The following is a 19624-nucleotide window of genomic DNA, read 5'->3' as shown; positions in this document are numbered from 1 at the left end:
GGCTATATCCCCTGTTTCGTAATATAATCCTTTTTGCTTATTTTTCTTATAAAAGAAAGAAGAAGTTTTTTCAGCTCATAATCATATAGGAATATGGCAGCTACTACGATTAGTATATTAAGAACAAGCGCAATTAAATGATATGTATGCAATATATATTGCACTCCAATAAAGGTTACACCAAAATAAATTGTATACGGTATTACAATTTGGAATACAATTTTTTTCTTCACTACACTTACCGCTATGTATCCCACTAAAGCGACGATTTCAAATAAAACCATAGCGTATGCCGCTCCTATCACTCCACCAATACTACTAAAGCTATAAAGCATAACCCCACCTATCACCAATGCTACACACTGCACAACAGTTCTCTTATTTTGACATCCACTCGTCGTTAAACCATCAGCAATGGCAATATTTAAACTTTGTAGCACAATAAGAAATGATAATATTTGGAGTGGTTCTACTGCATTGCTCCATTCTTCATGAAAAAATATAGAAATAAAGTGTGGTGCTAAATGATATAAACCGATCGTCATACATATCCCTACAATCGCCATTGATTTAATTTGAAGCAAATTTAATTTCGTATGCTCTTCTATATTATTCTGGTTATAATGCTTAAAGAGCACTGGAAAAAATGCACCTGCAATTACCCCTGGTACTTGATATAAAGCTGCCGGCATCCGGTACGCCACTGCAAAAACACCTACCATACTTAATGGCAATGTATAGTTAAGCAAGATAGGTGCTAATTGTGGCGTACTCATTATTAAAAAACCGCTAATAATAAAGGGAGTTAATTGCCAAAATAACGCTTTATGAATTACGACTTTCATATTCATTTTCGTCTTTCTTCTCATGATATATATACTGAATAAACCACCGATCATATACCCAAAAGCATATAAGCGAGCCGTTACATACACCGGTAACTCTCCGAAAATACAAAAACATGTAATTATAATGACAACCGATGCTGATACAACTTTAATGAGCGCTATATACTTCATACGTTCCGTCAGTTGAAAATAGGCAATTCCTATGTTTTGCCAAGTTAATCCTATTAACATGAAAAATATTACGTTTATCATCATATAAATTAAATTTTTATCCGCATACATATAATGAATAACAATATAACCGATTATAGAAATAAGAATAAGTAGAATCATCCTTATTTTTATATACGATGATAAAATCTTCTCTAAATCTGCTCCATCCTTTGCCCCTTCTCGAAGAAACGTATTACTAAGTCCTAAGTCTGTAAAAAATAACATAACAAACGTCACTGCTATGGCAACACTAAACATCCCATAATGTTGTGCGTTAAAAAAGTTTGCTAAAACAATTAAACTGACGGCCTGAAGAAGGTTAGCTAAAATCGTACTATAAAATAGATGGATAATATTGTTTAGAATAGATCTACCCATACAAGTTCTCCTTTGCAAGTAACCTACTTACATATGTTGTTTGTTTACCTTTATATTTATCTTGCACCATTACCGTTCAATACAATTAAAACGGTTTTACATAAAATACGGATGTCCATCCGAAATGTTTTCATTTCAATATACTCCATGTCCAGCCTCAACTTTTCCTTTGGATCAAGATTATATCCTCCATTTATTTGTGCCCATCCTGTTAATCCTGGTTTTACCATTAAACGATCCTTAAATTCTGGAATAAACGTATCAAACTCATTATAAAAAAACTCTCTCTCTGGTCTAGGGCCTACAAAAGACATATCTCCTCTTAAAATATTTAAAAGTTGTGGTAATTCATCAATTCTCGTTTTTCTTATAAACAATCCAACTTTTGTAATTCTTGAATCATGTTCTTTTGCCCATTGTGGGCCATTTATTTCAGCATCCTTTACCATTGATCTTAATTTAAATACATTAAACTTCTTCCCGTTTATACCTAAACGTTCTTGAAAGTAAATTGGAGCCCCTGATGTTTCTAAAGTAATCATAATACAAAAGAACAACATAATTGGTATCGTTAATAGTAACAATATGATTGAAAATATAATATCAAACAAGCGTTTTACACTTCGATTCAATATGCTAGGCTTTTCTTGAGCCGGAATCGTATACAACTTGGCTTGATTTGTTTCACGAATCATGGATCGTTACCCCCACATTCAAGAATATAAAATTATACCTATTAATTCACATTCTTTCCTATTTATATCCGCTATTACTTTTTGCACTGTACGTAGTGAATCTTTTCGCTTTTTAACTGCTAAGACCACTCCATCGCATTTCTCTGCAATAATGTGCGTAGCAGGAAGATCAAATACTTCAGAAGAATAAAAGAAAATGTAATCAAAATCTTCTTTCCACTTAGCAATCGCATTATCAAATTCATCCATAGCAACTAAGGGCGTCCCTGTGTGTACTGTTTTTTTTGCAGGAATACAATATAAGTATTTAGACAAATTACTAGAAAAAGATTCATAATTACAGGGGAAAGAGCTTATTATATCGTTTACGGTTATCATGTGATCACTTTGTAATAATACATGTAATTTAGGATCAGAAAAATTCACATCAATAAGTAACACCTTTTTCTTCATTTCTGCAAACACTAGACCCATATTTACTATAAGTGAGGCAACAACCCCTCTGTCCTTCGTTGAACTAACTGTGAATAGTTGTTTTCCAGATTTTTTCAGCTCGTGATACACCGTATAAAACTGCTCTTTCATCAGATCATCATGCAGATCGAATGGCAGCTGTTTCTTTGTCCTAAACATCGACATGTTCACCTCGATATATAGATGATTGTTTATCAATCTCTGTAGATTTCTGTTTTCTATTCGGTTTCACATTTATGTGACCAATAACAAAGACTGTTGTTATTTTCTCTAAATCTTGTTCCGTGTATATACGTTCATCAAAATAATCTCGAAATACAGCTAAACCTATCCCAACAAAAAAACTAACAATTAAAGAAATAGGAATGATCAGTTGAAATTTCGGAAACAATTTTTCAGCCTGTTCCTGTAACTCAGGATCCGTCAACACTTTCACACCTTGTACATTTGTGTACTGTTGAAAACTTTTTTGTGATTGCTCTGCCAATGTCTTTACAATATCTTTCACGACTTTCGGATTGGAATCTTTTACTGTAACAGTTACAATTTGTGAGTTGTCCGTATTCACCACCGAGATTTTTTGTGCTAATTCATAACTTGATTGCTCTAATTTCAAAGTTTTTTTAACTGTTGAAATAATTAATGGGCTTTTTAAAATATCGACATACGATGTTACTAGTTGCTTATTTTCTTGTGTTTTATTTGTTGAATTTTCCTTATTAAACTCATCTAAATTCCCAACAAGAATTTGCGTTGAATATTGATATGAAGGCTTTAAAACATACATAGAGATAATAACTAAAGAAGCGGTTAAACAACACATCGTTAAAATAATCGTTACGAATCTTCTTTTCAATAATTGTTGAAAATCTTTTATACTCAATTCTTGTTTCAATTATTTCACCGCCCTTTTCTGAATAACATCTTGCAAGTCACTCTTTACTGATAACCCTTTCTCCTTTCTATTCACTTGTTTTGTTACATACTTTCCGACTCTGAATGCAAATTTTTCTACATATATATACGAAAGCATTGCAAGTATAAACGAAAAAACAAGTGAAAAAATTAAAATAATTGGCAACGGTAATATTTCATGGAGCATGTATATAAGGGAAAATAACGATATAATATGATATAAATAAAGACTGTAAGAAATCTTCCCCAAATATAACAAGTATTTATTACGTAGTAAGGACGACAAAGTTGATATTGACAAGCTTAATATGACAAATAGACATGCACTTATCGCCACTACGTAGTCTCGAAATATAAAATTATTGAGTACTTTCATTTCTCCAATAAGCCCTTCATACATAAAAAGTAAAATCGCAAATAAAAACCATGCAATTTTCGTGTTTTTAGTACAATTACTATAAAAAACTATTAAATTATTTTTATACTTCGCAACTAGTGCTCCTAGTAAAAACAGCACCGTGTAATGCAATGTTAATGCATAGCTTGTTAATGTTAAGCCCGGGCGAAACAAAAATAATATTACGACAGAACATATACTAAAACTAAACAATAATAGTAATGAACACCTTAACGTTTTTCGTAAACAAATCATCAAAATTAACGGAAAAATTATTGATATTCGCATTTCATGGACAAGTGACCAAATGACACCGTTATATGCATCTGTATTATATTTCCCCACCAATAAAATATGTTGTGCGATTAAGCTTGAAGAACTTTCAATCGTCCATGAGCGATTAAACCATTCACTTAAATAAGAAATACCATATTCACTAATTGTAGCCTGGCATATAATAGCTATTATTATTGCCACAATATAAGGAATATATATTCTGCATATACGTTTTAAAAGGTATGATCCATAGCTACTATAGTTTTTTTGAATAGATTCATACAAAACAAATCCGCTCAAAACAAAAAAGATAATAACAGATTCGTTACCACTACTAAAAATTAGACGAGCAGGTGTTTCTTTTAATAGGTACACAACAAATGGTTTATTATCTTCATAACTGTAATTTTGAAATGCTGAAAAAATCATTAAATGATGACCGATCATTACTACTAATGAAGAAATCCCTCTTATAGAGTCCAATTCTTCGTATCTCTTCATCTTTTTACATCAACTCCTAATGAAATGATACTAATCATTTCAAAGCGACATCTTTATTCATATTCCTCTCCTTTCTTTTCATTCCAATTTTTCATATTAAAATGATTTTATAGTATAAATTTGAGTGTATTGTAACATTTTTTGTAATATTATGAATAGCGAATCTCAAAAATTGGTATATACCAATTTCAACCTCGAAAAATGAGTAATATTGATAGAAAAACACTATAAAAATATCTTGCATATTTACAAAATTAAAGAGATGAATAGCGTTTTTTCAATATAAAATAAAAAAGATAGCCTATATAGGCTATCTTTTTTATTTTATTTAATTACTCGCACCACTATATGCTACATGTCGTTTCTCAATTCTCTCTTCAATTTCTTTCATATTTTCTTTATTATTTAATAGTGATTGTTTATTTTCAATTAATAATTGTTTAAAAGATTTCCTCACTTTTTTTCTCATTTTCATTGTCCTCCTTGGGGGATGGTTTATATAAAAGATAAAGAATTATCTGTGTGTCCTTATAATAATTGATTGTTGTGAATTCTATTTGAACTTCATATGAAAATTCCATTTATTTTCTGACAACTTTGTGAACACGAAAAAAAGACTCTCTAAAACTATGTTGAAATTAATTCACTTCATTATAAAAATTACTATTTCTATCAACTTTTATCATTATATCTTGTCGAAACATTTATATATTTAAAATTGAGTTCGACATAATTTTATTTACTATAATACTGTTTACAAAAACAAAAAGAAGGTGTCACCAAGTCAAAGTTCGACTTATGCAACATCCCTCTTTCCAAACTATTTATAGCATATTTATTAATATTTCAGGTCTTCCCCAATTCATTTCTTCACAAACAAATCTAAGTTTTTCTTCATCCATTGTGTGTAATCCCTCTTCTAGTAAACATGAAATTGGAACTTCACAGTGAATTTGTGCTAATTGCAACGAAATATTTAAGTTCTCTAAATCACTTTCAATCTTCGTACGCTGCGCTTTTGTTAATGATTCTACATTTTCTAGTACAGCGGATACTGTTCCGTGCTCTTGAATAAGCTTATACGCTGTTTTTTCACCGATACCTTTTACACCTGGATAATTATCACTTGTATCTCCCATGAAAGCTTTTGCATGGACGATTTGCCACGGCTCTACACCTTTTTCTTCCATGATTTTCTCCGGTGTGTAATATTCGTAATTTCCAATTCCTTTACGCAGAAGCATAACTGTAACGTTCTTATCAACAAGTTGAAGTAAATCTGTATCACCAGTTAAAATATAAACTTCAGCTTCATTGCAGTATTGTTTTGCAAGCGTACCGATACAATCATCGGCTTCGTAGCCTTTCATACCGATAACTGGAATGGATAATTTTGCAGTCATTTCTTGCACTAAATCAAATTGAGGAATTAATTCTTCTGGTGGCGCTGCACGATTTGCTTTATAATTCGAGAACGATTCTGTTCTAAATGTCGTACTTCCCATATCCCAGCATGTAACGATATGTGTTGGTTCGATCGCTTGCGTAGCTGTTAACAAGTGTTTCATATAACCATGAATCCCGTTCGTAGGGGTTCCATCTTGTCGTTTCATAAATTGTCCGTAGACACTTGTTGCGTAAAAAGCACGAAATAATAGTGCCATACCATCAACTAATAATACTTTTTTCATAATTCCTCTCCTATTAAAAAAATAATAACCTTACGTTATCACGTAAGGTTATATAAATAGATTACCATTCTACGTTTTTGCTCAACTTTGTCTATTATACATTGTTTTTGTATATTTAGCACCATTAACACATTAAGACGTTCTACTACAACAAGTATGCAATATGCCTGAATACGTATTTTTTCCAGTAGAAACAACGACAGCCTTTGCACTTCCACTAACGATATGTGAACCTTTAAAACATACATTTTCAAGCTCAAGTGGATTATAATCTTTCATCCGTTTTAATGGAATAAATCGTTTACGTTCAAGGTGATAGCAGCTTTCAAACTTCTCTATGCTCGCTTCGTTTCCCGTTAACACAGACTCATTCACTAATAAATCATCTGCATAAATAATACGTACATCAGCTGGCACAGCATCTCCAGCCGAAAGAAAAATCATATCTCCAGGTACAAGTTCTTGCACTGGTATCTCTATCATTTTCAGTTCACTATTTAGCCCTGTACTATTAGAACATTCTACTCTAGATACAGTAATCGTTTCACGTTGTAACTCATCACACACACGTTGTTTTGAAAAACCTGGAATCATGCCACCAAGCTTCATCATTACTTCTGCAAGAATTGCTCTTTTTGAAGTTAGTTCATTTCGGCCATATACTTGAATACGTTTTTGTGCCTCTTTCATTGATAGTCCGTCTCTTGTTGTTTTAAAATATGCAAATACAGATTTTACATCTCTTGTTGCAATTTCAATTAATAAATCTTTATTTTTTTGGAGCATTGTTTGTTCTTTTATTGATTTTTTATTTAGTTTATATGACGTGTTACCCACAGTTTTGTTTGCATATAACATATTATCGTCTCCTCCTTTACAACATAGGAAGAAACGCTTTGTTTCTCAATTTATCCACTTTACTGTGAAAGTGTCTAGCGCTTTATAAACGCTACATTGTGATAAATATAGAGGGAGGAACAAATCGTTTCCTGCCTACATCATATATTTTTGATTTGAAGTATATGGGTAACGGAACCGAGTCAGAATTTGACATGCTCCTCACCTCCTCGTTTAATTTTATAGTTTATACTATGAAATTACTCATAGCTTGGTAACAAAAAAGACCCCTACCCTTAAGAGAGTAGTGGCCATTACATACACAAATAAACGATTTCTAATATAATTAGAAATCTACGGACCTCTCCCTCGCCGAGTTTTAGCACTGTATAGCATAGGTACATTACCAGCTACGTTAAGAAAAACCTTAATTCGATCATTCCTGTTGACCCATTGGCGTCTCTCGACATTTTTGGGCAGTAGCATTTCTCTATACAGGAGCCTCACCTAACAGAGACTTATTTTCATTACATTGAAAATGTTACTCTTATTTAAAATAGATGTCAACAGTAGCCTACAATTTTTTCAAAAGGTATGGCAAACTAACGTATATAAAGTGAAACTTTAATCAGTGGGGGTTTTGTTCATCCCCCACTGATTATTAGCCCTCACCAATCGGGCTGCCCGGCAAATAGCGGGATAGAATAAAAAACTTTACGTTTAAACGTAAAGTTTTTAATAAGTTATACAACCAGCGATTACAATCCCAATCGAAAGCGATAAAAACATAAGAAAAAGACCGACTGCTTGATTATCTTCTTCGAGACTTTTGTTTATATTAAAGCGTGGTGTAAGCCACTCAGCTAAATAAAAGACGATAATTTGAGCCAAAATCCCAACTGCTCCCCACGAAATCATATCAAGAAGTGAAATTGAATTAGCTGCTGTCGAATATAAAACAACAGCTAACCCAAGTAATCGTCCTCCAAGCACATAGCTTACCGCCTTATTTCCTTGAGCCATTAACTTAAATTCCTTTACTTTCGTTGTCACTTCCATCAAGAACAGACCTATACATAAAAGGCCGAGTGTTACTGCTAAATATAATAAAAAATTAATCATTTTTCCCCCTCCTTTTTATACCTACCGGTAAATAGTACGATTCATTTCCTGTAATCTTTTCTCCCGCACGAATACCGATACTACTCGCTTTTCCAGCAATTAAAAACGAACCAAACACATATGACAGTTTCTCGATCCCTTTTTCTGTTTCCAAGGATACGACTGGCAGTTCGGTATACTTTTGAAATATCGGCAGTGACGCTTTATACGTTTCGTGTGCATTTTGAAGCATAATATTTTCGTCTTTATCGCGAATCGTAATTGTATCTCCTTCTCTCCCAAATGAAGGTTTTTGAACGAAAGAACCTTTTCCTAAAAATAAATCTGGTTCTAAATATGTAGGTAACATATATTCTTTAATCCACTGTTGTTCCTCATTTGTATAAAAGACCTCTTCTTCTGCTAACCCCCAAATAAGACACTGAATTGATTTTGGCTGAAGTAAAAATGCTGACAAAGGATTTATTATAAAAAGCTTTCCGGCTTTTACAAGTTGTAACAGTTCCACACCTACCAAATCTCCTGTTTCAGGATCTTGATCCTCAATTAAATCTTCTATCGGATATGTTTGGCGATATAAAACATCAATCTTCGCCCCATCTTTATCGACTAGAGCACCCTTTGTAATTCTAAGTTCTGACATTGGCACTACTTTATTTTCAACATGGCATAGCTGACTTAAATACATAGTGGTATTCCAATCCTCGATATGTTCATGATGTGCTGTAAAAACAACATTTGGATTATCTAATCCCTTTGTCGCTTCCATTACTGCTTTCGTTACACCAGAAGATAGCAATCGTTCTTGATCCGAGTTTGGATCATCATAGCCTAGATTTTCACATACTTTCCCATTCATTTGAAAACATTCCACAATAAAAGTTGGTGTATCACTATTAAACTCAAGCATTTTGATTTTATTATCCTCTGTTACAGCAAAATCAAATCGCGAAATTACAGATTCAGGATAAAGCCCTTTCATTCTAATGAATGATAAACTCGCGGATGGAAAGCCAAGATCTAGAAGCTGTTCGTCACTTAAATTACGCAGCAGTCTAGCAGTCTTAAAAAATATTTTCCCCATTCGTTCAGTCGCTAAGTGTAATTGGTCCAAAGTCTGATTTGTTATAGAAAAAACATGAAACAAACTATACTCACATTCATATAAATCCGACCAAAAATTCGGATATTTTAAATAAAATTCTTTTCGATCCCTTATGTATTGCGACATATTTTAGCCCCCAAATCCTCCCTTTGAACCGCTTCCAATTCCACCTTTAAATTCAGCAGACGATTGATACGATTTAAACGCCGATGAATTTTTAAAAGTGGATTTATTTTGATAGTATCGCCCACCATAGAAATAATGCCCACGATAACCTGAACTACTATCATCACACTGCCATACCCCAAGTTCATCATCCCAATCCCAATCAGAACAACTATTATCATTCGGTTTTGGGGGAAGATCTTGCGCGCAGCCAAATAAAGTGCCAGTCATTAAAGACGTTACGACACCACCTACTAGCCATTTCGTTTTTGTCACCTTCGCACTCCCCTTTTTAAATTCTATTCCTATTATATAGGATGGCATGATAAAGTAGAAGAAAAAGGAAGAAGAGGGATTAAATGCGCTTAGAATATCGACTTAATGATGAAACGAAAGGGTATCCTGCTTTATGGAACTACGCCAATATTTCTAATTCTGAAATTATCGCACGCATGACTTGTGAATATTTTATTAAAGAGAAAAATACTTATGTTGTTACTGCAACTTCGGTTGATCCAGACGGAACAGCAGTTATTTATATTCAAAAAGAAGTTTTCGCCAATGACCCTTCAGACCCTACATACTCCCACATCGGTTTTGAAATTAGAGAACTAAGTGAAACGAGTTCAAGCTTAGTAGATAGTCAAGATGTATGGAACTACGAAGAAATTTTACCATCTCTTCATTCAGATATTATATATATTCAGCGAGACGGCATGTCTATGGAATTCTCCTTGGATTCAAGAGAGATTGATGAAGACAGAAAGTGCTACATTTATTACGGAAACTTCACAGGTGAATCAAGATAATATTGATATATCTATGCAACAAAAAAACCTTACGTATAAAACGTAAGGTTTTTATATAGCCCCACATATGCCGTTCTCTCTAGATGTCCATAAACCTGCTCTCACAGGTGGATGCTCTCACAAATGTTTGTAACTTCCTTCTTAAAAAGATGGCATGTTAGCTACATTTAAATATTGAACTTCCATATTAAACTTATTGGTTTAAGACATGCATAAGCTACGTACACCGTAGGAATTTTATATAAGGTTAGTTGAAATAAGACCCCCGCACGTGCCGCTCCTCGTAAATGTCCAAAAACCCGCTACTCGCAGGTGGATGCCCTCACAGTTACCGTACATCTTCCTCCACAAGGAAGGCTTGATGATGGTCGCTAAATATTGAGCTTCCGTATAACTAACATCGGTTTTAGACATAAATAAGTTACGTACACCGCAGGATGTATTATTTACTTGTCGTTATATTATCACATTGTTTCCAATGTGTAAAATACAAAGTTTTTCGAGCAATCTCTTGCTTGTGACCTTATTTTAATACAAATTATTTTTGCATGCAAGTGATTAATCTTCTTCTTTTGCAATTTGATTTTCTGGATAAGAAATCCAATCACTCCAGCTACCTGCATACAATTTAACATTTTGGAATCCAGCCAATTTTAACGCAATGATATTTGGACATGCCGTAACACCAGAACCACAATATACAATAGTTTCCTTATCTTTCGACAGATTTTGGAATCGTTCTTGTTGCTCAGCTTCATTCTTAAATTGTCCTGATTGCAACATTCCATCCTTCCAAAAATAGTTTGTTGCTGTCGGAATATGTCCTGCTTTATGATCGACAAGTTCCTCTACACCAGCATAACGTTTTGGCTCTCTTGAATCAATTAACGTAACATCTGCACCTGCCTGGATATTCTCTCTTACTGTTTCCATCGATACAAGCATATGATCTTGTATGTTTGTTTTAAATGTTTTTCGTATAACAACAGGAATTTCCGTTGTTGTCGGTAGTCCATTCTCTTTCCAAACCGGGAAACCACCATCTAATATATATACTTTCTCATGTCCTACATAGTTACATAACCACCATAAACGAGCAGCATTTGCACCAGCTTGACTGTCATACGCAATTACTGTCGTATGTTCATCAATACCAACCTCCGAAAGCTTGTCCGCAAACTCTTCAATGCTTGGCAACGGATGGCGGCCACCATGTTCTGCTATAGGACTTGATAAATCTAAATTCAAATCAAAATATAACGCATGAGGAATATGTTCTTCTTCATACTTTTTTCTACCCCAATTAGGATTCGCTAAATCAAAACGACAATCGATTACACGGACGTTCTCATCTTCTATATGCTCACGTAACCATTCGACTGTAACTATCATCTTTAACGACCTTCTTTCTCTTGTAAACGACTTACATACTCCATAACCATTTCTTCTGTAACATATTTACGCTGCAAGGTAACACCATTTTTTGCAAGATCATTAATTTGCTTTGTTACAACATTAATGACATCAACCGAAAATTCTTTCCCATTTGACGCAAGAGATACGGCTGCTTCAATAGCTGCTTCACGCTGCGCATCTAATTGTAAACATGCTTTTACACTTTCATTTTGTTTACGAGAATGTGCTGTAATTGCTTTATGTACTTCCATCTTCTCTTCCCCCTAAATAAGTTATACGTTCTAATTTAATTCCATTGCAAGCCGAATCATATCACGGCATACAATGCCATTTTCAATAATCTCTTCTTCATAATGCTTCGAAAAGTAATCAAAATCAATAGAAAAAATACGAAATCCACATTTTTGATATAAAGCAAGTTGTGAAACACTAGAATTGCCTGTACCAATTTCAAGTTTTGACATACCATATCCTTTAGCAGTTTTTACGGCATGCCTTAATAGCTTCTTCCCAATCCCTTTTCCTTGCAAATGCTCTGCAACCGCAATATTCATGATTTCCATCGTCTTCGGCCTTGTTTCCAAAAGAACATACACACCGATGATGCTATCCCCTTGCTTTGCTACGTATGTTAACCCTCTTTGTACATATATAGCTATTTGCCGTTCACTTGGATCAGCAAGTAGCAATAAAGACTTCGGTATAGCCTCTTTTAAAATATGTTCTATTACAAAAGACATAAAAAATCCCCCCATCTCTATTGTTCTAAACCCTCCTTGTCTACCATAAATAATAGAAAGGAGGGATTCACCATGGACAACAATGAGAAAAAATGCAACGTCATCTCTATTGATGGAAAGAAGAAGAAAAGCGACACGTATTCCTATCCAAAATTAGTAGTTGAAAATAAAACATACGAATTTTCTTCATTCGTCTTATGCGGTGAAACACCAGATGGCAGACGACTCGTTCTTACTCATATGATTTCTACCGATGAATTTGCTGGATTTGTCAAATCTTTAGATACTGTACTGCAAAAGAAAATTGAACGAATCTTTTTCTCATAACGACTATATAACATAAATTTCTTTTTCAATCTCTACTAACTGATTGTGCAATTGTTCTTTACTTTGTTCATATAGAGATACATCGATCGTTTCAGCCAATGCAAACAATATACTTTCATAATAGTTCATTACATCTTGTTGCATCACTTTTTGGAATAAGTTCCACTTCATATCCCATTCTTGCTTATAATGATGGACAAATAAATCTTTTTCATCGGCTACATAGTTTGATACAAGCGGTTCTAATACAGATTTAGCGTCTTCTTGCATAAAAGCTTTGTCATTCTTTTCAAAAAAGCTTTTCTCATTTTTAAAATGTGCCAGTGCTTTTTTGAAATCTTTTATTTCAACTGAAGGGAACGGTTCTTTATGTGTAATATCTTTATATTCATACTCAACTGTTCCATTCATAGAAATTGATTGATTTTCTACTTTACAGTTCACTACAATTTCGTCCTTTGCACGCTTCATCGCTTCGTCTATCCATTTTTCAAGACGTAATGATGTCGCACGCATTTCTTGTAATAAATCATGCTGAATAAATGCTACTAATTCCATAACACACTGTTGCAATTGTGTTTTCACATTTCCATCGGTTCGAAGTGACGCCGGATTAATAAATTCAGTAAACACATCGTTATAACGTAGGAATAGACGCTGTTGCACGTAATAAAGCAACTCTTTCACTTCATTTTGCATCGCCTGTTCTTCAGCAAGTACACTATATGATGAAATAATATGAAGTAGTTGATCACGCTCTGCTTCATATTTTTTCGTTTGCTTCTCTTTCTCTTCATTCCCCTGCTTTGCACCATTTATCATGTTTACTAAAAGTTGATCTGCCCCTTGCAACGCACCATATAGAGCATGCACAGAAACAAGCATTAAATCTCTCATCATAAAGGACGTAAATGATTCCTCAAACTTAGTAATTCCAGAGTTTTGTAAAATACCATACTTCTCTTTTTCAACATTCTTTCCTAGTTTCTCTTCAAGCGCACATAAACTTGAAATTGCAAATAAACGCGGATTTCTAATACCGTATTGCAGTAGCTGATCTGCGATATAACCTTTTACCATTTCAAGTTCTTCTTCAGACTCTGCTAAATCCGCCGCATTAATTAAGAAGAACATTTTATCAAGGGCAAAAGTATCCTTTACACGCCCAAGCTGAATTAAAAATTCACGATCAGCACGAGAGAATACATGGTTATAATATGTTACAAATAAAATAGCATCTGCATTTTTAATATACTGGAATGCAACATCCGTATGGCGAGCATTAATAGAATCCGCTCCAGGTGTGTCTACAAGCGCTACTCCCTGCCTTGTTAAAGCACAATCATAATAAAGCTCCATATACTCAACGAAGCATGATTTTTCTTCATTCGCTACATAATCAGAGAACTCTTCTAATGTGACTTGTACTTGTTCTCCTAAATAAGTAGAAACTGCATCATACCCTTTTTGTACCGCTCGTAAAAAGCTAAATGTTGTTTTTTGCTTCCCAGTCGGTGAAGGATATTTCATAACTTTATCAATTTGTGCTAACGCCTCATCTAACGTAGTAATCTCATAATGAAACAGCTTATAAACAGCTTTCATATCTTCTAATAGAGCTTGCTTTGATTTGAATTGAACCATTACTGTTCCGTGTGGTTTTTCCTCTGTAACTGGCAAAATTTGATTAATCGTTGCCGTCGTCGGATTTGGTGATACAGGAAGTACCTTCTCACCAAGTAAGGCATTGGCAAATGATGATTTCCCAGCACTAAAAGCTCCGAATAACGCTACTGTAAATTGTTTCGTTTCCACACGACGCCTTTTTTCTATCACCTCTTGCTGTACATGTTTCAGCGCTGGCAATGGCTCTAATATCATTTCAGCTTTCTTCACTTTCTCTAATATACGCTGAATATTTAAAGCTGCCGTTCCTTTTATCTCTTCTTCATGAGCCACTACGTTATCATTTACCATTTCCTGCTCTTGTAGTATGAATTTCTCACTAACAATTTGTTTTTCACGTTGCAATATCTCCTCTATTTGCAATCCTTCTGGTGTAGCAACACGCTCGTGCCAAACATTTTGTAAATAACTTTCATATGTCTCTAAATTGTTACTGTATTGTAATTCCGTCTCTTTTGCCGTTTGCAACATCGTATATTTTTCAATCTCTTCTTCCATACGAGCAACTGCTTCCTTCACTTTTTGCTTTAAAACAACTGCACTTTTATCAAAAATTTGCTGTGCTTTTGTAAAATAACGTTTCTTCAGTTCATTCGCTACATCCGCTGTATAAAGAAGTAAGTAATCACCTGTGAAACCTGCACCTTGTTTAATGACTTCAGCTAACATTTCTGGTCCAAAAGCGATTTCTAAAGCATATATGTCTTTCCCAATTTCCTCCGTGAACAATCCTTCTTCTTTTAAGAAGGCTACAATAAATTCTTTCACATGAAAATCAAGTTGCGTTTCAACAGTCTTTTGAAGGGCAGAATAAAACGCCTCTACACGTCTTTGTTTTTCTTGCTCCGTCTTTCCTTTCGCAAATAGCAAACCAACTTTAAACTTTGTTAATTTCGTTTCTAAATATGCATTTGCCAATTCTCTCATTTCAAATGGCATTAAATACGCGTTATCTAATATAGCTTGTAAACCTTTTATAAATTCGTTTCTCACATGAGATTCTTTACTAGCCTCGCGATGTTTAGTTTCCGTTAGCTCTTCTTTCTTTTCAACTATTTCTGAAATCAAAAGCGGTGATGCTAACTCTTCCTCATATGTCAAAAGAGCTTTTTCATTTTCAGAAACAATAAACGAGAAATGTTCTCCCATTAAATGTTCTGTTTCTCGCTCCATTCCCTCTCTTACATACTGCTCTTTTTCTTTCATAATAGAAGTAATTAATGTTTCTAAGCTTCCAATTTCATTATGTGGATGGTTCATCATTCGTAATGACGTATAATAAACTCCATCTACTTCAATATCCCAGTTAGAGAACGATTGTTTCACACTATCTTTATAATCCTCAAATGATAATTCATTTTCTTTATGTTTATCTATTTGATTTACAACGAGATAAACCGTTTTATTACGTTGTTTCAATTCTTTAACAAATTGCAAATTCACTTCCGATTGGACGTGATTATAATCCATCATATAAAAAATTACGTCTGCTAGATGTAGCGTTGATTCTGTCGCTAGTTGATGGGCATCATCTGTTGAGTCAATCCCTGGTGTATCAACTAACATAACACCCTCAGGAATTGGTGCATCATTCCGATAAATATGAACACCAATTACCTCATCGCCATCTTTACAAATTTGCTTTAATTCTTCTGCTGAATATGCACCGTCATATTCGTACTGTTCTCCAGATTTAATTGTTACAACAACACGATCAAATCCCTTTTCAATTTTAACGACGTTAGCGCTTGTCGGAATTGGGCTTGTTGGTAACAACTGCGCTTTATATAGATGATTCATCATCGTTGATTTCCCTGCTGAGAAGTGACCGCAGAACGCTATCATAAGCTGCTCTCGTTTATATTTTTGAATTACTTCAAACAACTTTAAGCTATTCTCTGCATCGCCGTGTTTTTGCCACTCTTCATAAAAACAAACAAGTTTTTTCATACCGTTTGTCTGTACTATGTTTGTCATCCCCTTGTTCCCCTTTATCCAAGATGTATATACTTTTCCCCGCTAATTGCGAGCTCATAACCAGTGAGAGTTACACATACCCATTGATTACAGTTTCACTTTACTATCATACTAAATTTTCAGCATATTCTCATTAAAAATAAAAAATCCCTTTCATTCTTTTTACAAATGAAAGGGATTTTATGTCATATCACTCATTTTGCTGTTCCTACTCCATTTAAAACATACTTTGCAATAACTGCATATACAGCAACTGTACCTGCTACTAATGCATATATCATACTCATGCACCAACCTTTTTTTGATAATGATTATCACTTTTGAATACATTTTATCATTAAAGAGAATCATTATCAACACTTTTCATAAAGAAAGCTCCTTATAAGAAGGAGCTTTACTGCCTGTTTTGAAAAAGGTTAAAACTTGTTGTGCACTCTTATTATATCTCATCCTACATAACTTAACAGTTTAAAAAAATGGAAATATCCCCTATCCCCTCCATCTTACATTTTGTATAATAAAAGGGAATTACTTAACAAGGAGGAAAAAAATGACACAAAATCTCACGCAAGGCGAGAGGATACACTCCATTGATATTATTAGAGGAATAGCTGTATTAGGTATTTTTCTTGTTAACTGGCCAATTATTGCCGGGGTTGACTCACGTGATATTACAGGAATTTACGAAGGGATAGACAGCTATATTCGCCTATTTTACGATATGTTTATTCAAACGAAATTTTATACAATTTTTTCGTTTTTATTCGGATTAGGTTTTTATATTTTTATGAATCGTGCTGAGGCGAAGACCGATCGTCCAAAAACTTTGTTTGTTCGCCGCTTACTTATCTTATTATTATTCGGGTTCTTACATTACGTTCTTTTATGGGACGGTGACATTTTACATACTTATGCAATTACCGGGTTTTTCTTATTTTTATTTTACAAAAGAAAGACACGTACTATTTTAATATGGTCAATTGTACTATTAAGTTTCATGCAATTGTTCACATTATTAGGTTCTCTTGTCATGTTATTAGTGCCGGTAGATGAACTAGGCCTTTCCATAGCCATTATGCCGTTAGAAAACTGGGGCTTACAAATTACAGACAGATTCTATTCATTCTATTCTGAAGCAATAAGTAACAGTCTTATTATGCTTCCTGAAACACTAGGATTGTTTTTACTCGGATTATATGCCGGTAAAAAAGACATTTTCCGCCGTGCTAAGGAATTAGATCCAAAACTTAAAAAATGGCAAATCATTATGTTCGTTTTAACATTACCGATGTGGTTTATTATGATTTACTTCTTTATGAACAATCAACCATACACACCATTTTCACTTATGGGCATTACGATGATAAGCGGAAAGACATTGTTCATCTTCTACATTGTCACGTTAATGCGTTTATTACAAAAAGAAAAATGGCAAACGTTATTACGTCCATTCCAATACGTTGGACGAATGGCATTAACAAATTACATCTCGCATACAATTGTTACATTACTTGTATTCGGGCTATTGTTTAAAAATGATTATCTGGCTCCACTATGGGTTGGACCACTATTCTGCATTAGTTTCTACACGTTACAAATCTTTATTAGCCGCTGGTGGCTTTCACATTACCAATACGGACCACTTGAGTACATTTGGCGTCTTGGTACTTACGGGAAAATGATGCCACTTAAAAAGAAAAGCAAGGTCTCATAACGAGACCTTGCTTTTTTACGCTTCTCTTACTGCACTTTGCATAGACACCGGCTCTTCTTTTACTTTCACTTTACGCTGCGGCACCATATTAAATACGATATTTAAAAGTACTGCTGACGCACTTCCAAGTACAATTCCGTTATCTGTTAAAATACGAATGTTTTCAGGAAGTTGTGAGAATAATGTAGGAACAACTGTAACCCCAAGCCCAATTCCGACAGAACATGCAACAATTAATAAGTTTTCTTGTTTGCCAAAATCAACGCTACTTAACATTTTAATACCATATGCCATTACCATACCGAACATCGCGAGCATAGCACCGCCAAGTACTGATTTCGGAATGATTGTTGTAATAGCTGCGATTTTAGGAATGAATCCAAGAACGATTAACATACCACCGCAAGTATAAATAATAACGCGATTTCTTACTCCAGTTAATTGAACAAGTCCTACGTTTTGAGAGTAAGTTGTATATGGGAACGCGTTGAAAATACCACCTAACACCATCGCTAATCCTTCTGCACGATACCCTTTTGTTAATTCTTTTTCACCGATTTTTTTATTGCAAATATCAGATAATGCAAAGTATACACCTGTTGCTTCTACAATCCCTACACAAGCAACGAGAATCATCGTAATAACTGGTGTTAATTCAAATGTTGGTGTACCGAAGTAAAATGGCTGAATACCATGGAACCAATCCGCCTCTCCAACTGCTTGCAAGCTTACTTTCCCCATAAATGCTGCAACGATAGTACCGAACAACAAACCTAATAGAATAGAAATTGAACGGATAAACCCATCAAAGAAACGATACATAATGATGATAAATAATAACACTCCAAATGCTAACGCTAAGTTTTCAAGACTTCCGAAATCTTTGCTTCCTACTCCACCAGCCATATCATTAATAGCGGCTGGAACAAGTGTAACTCCAATTACTGTAACGACAGACCCTGTTACAACAGGTGGAAATAGTTTTACAAGCTTTCCAAATAATTTCGCAAAAATAACAACGAATAACCCAGCAGCAATAATTGCTCCATAAATTGAAGACACACCGTATTGTTTTCCAATCGCAATCATCGGTCCAACGGCTGTAAATGTACAACCGAGTACAACGGGAAGTCCAATACCGAAAAAGCGATTTGATAATGCTTGTAAAATTGTCGCAACGCCGCACATTAATAAATCAATTGAGACTAAATATGTTAATTCTTTTTGATTTAAACCAAGTCCACCGCCCACAATAAGCGGAACGATAATTGCTCCAGCATACATTGCAAGCATATGTTGCATACCAAGCGATGCAATTTTAAATGGATGCTGCTTCAT

19 protein-coding genes, 2 other RNA genes and 1 riboswitch are annotated in these 19624 nt (G+C 34.3%); of the genes, 3 read left to right on the top strand and 18 right to left on the bottom strand.

Features of this window, described 5'->3' with window-relative positions; translation table 11 throughout:
* Positions 1-2: 2 nt before the first annotated feature.
* The 11 genes from ATL10_RS02325 to ATL10_RS02275 form a co-directional block, all read right to left on the bottom strand.
* Positions 3-1439, bottom strand: coding sequence for an oligosaccharide flippase family protein (locus ATL10_RS02325; RefSeq protein ID WP_142669923.1), 1437 nt, complete (start codon positions 1437-1439; stop codon positions 3-5).
* Positions 1440-1495: 56 nt separating this feature from the next.
* A complete protein-coding gene (locus tag ATL10_RS02320) occupies positions 1496-2134 on the bottom strand; it encodes a sugar transferase (RefSeq protein WP_065228552.1) in 639 nt (212 codons plus the stop codon).
* Positions 2135-2152: 18 nt separating this feature from the next.
* Positions 2153-2773, bottom strand: coding sequence for a CpsD/CapB family tyrosine-protein kinase (locus ATL10_RS02315; RefSeq protein ID WP_139213200.1), 621 nt, complete (start codon positions 2771-2773; stop codon positions 2153-2155).
* A complete protein-coding gene (locus ATL10_RS02310; RefSeq protein ID WP_097924920.1) occupies positions 2760-3503 on the bottom strand; it encodes a YveK family protein in 744 nt (247 codons plus the stop codon). The genes ATL10_RS02315 and ATL10_RS02310 overlap by 14 nt, the downstream gene beginning before the upstream one ends.
* A complete protein-coding gene (locus ATL10_RS02305) occupies positions 3504-4697 on the bottom strand; it encodes an acyltransferase family protein (protein WP_097924922.1) in 1194 nt (397 codons plus the stop codon).
* Positions 4698-5025: 328 nt separating this feature from the next.
* Positions 5026-5166: an FbpB family small basic protein gene (locus ATL10_RS02300; RefSeq protein ID WP_001228048.1), complete on the bottom strand. Its 141-nt coding sequence runs from the start codon at positions 5164-5166 to the stop codon at positions 5026-5028.
* A gap of 355 nt (positions 5167-5521) precedes the next feature.
* Entirely contained in the window at positions 5522-6388 is an 867-nt protein-coding gene (locus ATL10_RS02295) for a 5'-3' exonuclease (protein ID WP_000757069.1), read from the bottom strand.
* Between the two features lie 132 nt (positions 6389-6520).
* Positions 6521-7246: a P-type ATPase actuator domain-containing protein gene (locus ATL10_RS02290; protein ID WP_097924924.1), complete on the bottom strand. Its 726-nt coding sequence runs from the start codon at positions 7244-7246 to the stop codon at positions 6521-6523.
* 335 nt (positions 7247-7581) lie between these two features.
* Positions 7582-7747: riboswitch (M-box (ykoK) riboswitch) on the bottom strand.
* Between the two features lie 213 nt (positions 7748-7960).
* Entirely contained in the window at positions 7961-8347 is a 387-nt protein-coding gene (locus tag ATL10_RS02285) for a DUF350 domain-containing protein (RefSeq protein WP_000606862.1), read from the bottom strand.
* Positions 8340-9578 carry a glutathionylspermidine synthase family protein gene (locus ATL10_RS02280; RefSeq protein ID WP_065228547.1) on the bottom strand — a complete coding sequence of 413 codons (1239 nt, stop codon included), beginning with the start codon at positions 9576-9578 and terminating at the stop codon, positions 8340-8342. The genes ATL10_RS02285 and ATL10_RS02280 overlap by 8 nt, the downstream gene beginning before the upstream one ends.
* 3 nt (positions 9579-9581) lie before the next feature.
* A complete protein-coding gene (locus tag ATL10_RS02275; RefSeq protein WP_000169030.1) occupies positions 9582-9893 on the bottom strand; it encodes a hypothetical protein in 312 nt (103 codons plus the stop codon).
* Between the two features lie 83 nt (positions 9894-9976).
* Between ATL10_RS02275 and ATL10_RS02270 the strand changes: the two genes are divergently transcribed.
* A complete protein-coding gene (locus ATL10_RS02270; protein ID WP_001235522.1) occupies positions 9977-10426 on the top strand; it encodes a hypothetical protein in 450 nt (149 codons plus the stop codon).
* A 54-nt stretch (positions 10427-10480) separates the two neighbouring features.
* Here ATL10_RS02270 and ssrS (ATL10_RS02265) read toward each other — a convergent pair.
* The 5 genes from ssrS (ATL10_RS02265) to ATL10_RS02245 form a co-directional block, all read right to left on the bottom strand.
* Positions 10481-10664, bottom strand: a non-coding RNA gene (gene ssrS / locus ATL10_RS02265) — 6S RNA.
* Positions 10665-10685: 21 nt separating this feature from the next.
* Positions 10686-10868, bottom strand: a non-coding RNA gene (gene ssrS / locus ATL10_RS02260) — 6S RNA.
* Positions 10869-10984: 116 nt separating this feature from the next.
* Positions 10985-11818 carry a sulfurtransferase gene (locus ATL10_RS02255; protein ID WP_000637582.1) on the bottom strand — a complete coding sequence of 278 codons (834 nt, stop codon included), beginning with the start codon at positions 11816-11818 and terminating at the stop codon, positions 10985-10987.
* A 2-nt stretch (positions 11819-11820) separates the two neighbouring features.
* On the bottom strand, positions 11821-12093 hold the full coding sequence (locus tag ATL10_RS02250) for a YpbS family protein (protein ID WP_000451820.1): 273 nt from the start codon (positions 12091-12093) through the stop codon (positions 11821-11823).
* A 30-nt stretch (positions 12094-12123) separates the two neighbouring features.
* The gene (locus ATL10_RS02245; RefSeq protein ID WP_110496360.1) at positions 12124-12582 is read right to left on the bottom strand and encodes a GNAT family N-acetyltransferase; all 459 of its coding nucleotides are present in this window, start codon (positions 12580-12582) and stop codon (positions 12124-12126) included.
* A gap of 72 nt (positions 12583-12654) precedes the next feature.
* On the opposite strand from ATL10_RS02245, the gene ATL10_RS02240 reads away from it, so the two are divergent.
* Positions 12655-12909, top strand: a complete 255-nt coding sequence (locus ATL10_RS02240) for a DUF3931 domain-containing protein (RefSeq protein ID WP_000369740.1) — start codon at positions 12655-12657, stop codon at positions 12907-12909.
* A 3-nt stretch (positions 12910-12912) separates the two neighbouring features.
* Here ATL10_RS02240 and ATL10_RS02235 read toward each other — a convergent pair whose 3' ends face one another.
* Positions 12913-16572, bottom strand: coding sequence for a dynamin family protein (locus ATL10_RS02235; protein WP_110496358.1), 3660 nt, complete (start codon positions 16570-16572; stop codon positions 12913-12915).
* A gap of 550 nt (positions 16573-17122) precedes the next feature.
* On the opposite strand from ATL10_RS02235, the gene ATL10_RS02225 reads away from it, so the two are divergent.
* A complete protein-coding gene (locus tag ATL10_RS02225; RefSeq protein ID WP_110496356.1) occupies positions 17123-18286 on the top strand; it encodes a DUF418 domain-containing protein in 1164 nt (387 codons plus the stop codon).
* 15 nt (positions 18287-18301) lie between these two features.
* On the opposite strand, the gene pbuX is transcribed toward ATL10_RS02225, so the two are convergent.
* Complete coding sequence (gene pbuX / locus ATL10_RS02220) at positions 18302-19624, bottom strand: xanthine permease PbuX (RefSeq protein WP_000809230.1); 1323 nt, start codon at positions 19622-19624, stop codon at positions 18302-18304.

Origin of the sequence: Bacillus sp. 196mf (assembly GCF_003217275.1) — a bacterium.
GTDB classification, from domain to species: domain Bacteria; phylum Bacillota; class Bacilli; order Bacillales; family Bacillaceae_G; genus Bacillus_A; species Bacillus_A thuringiensis_S.
Note: the sequence above shows the minus strand (reverse complement) of the source record. Positions and strands in the feature narration are given on the sequence as shown.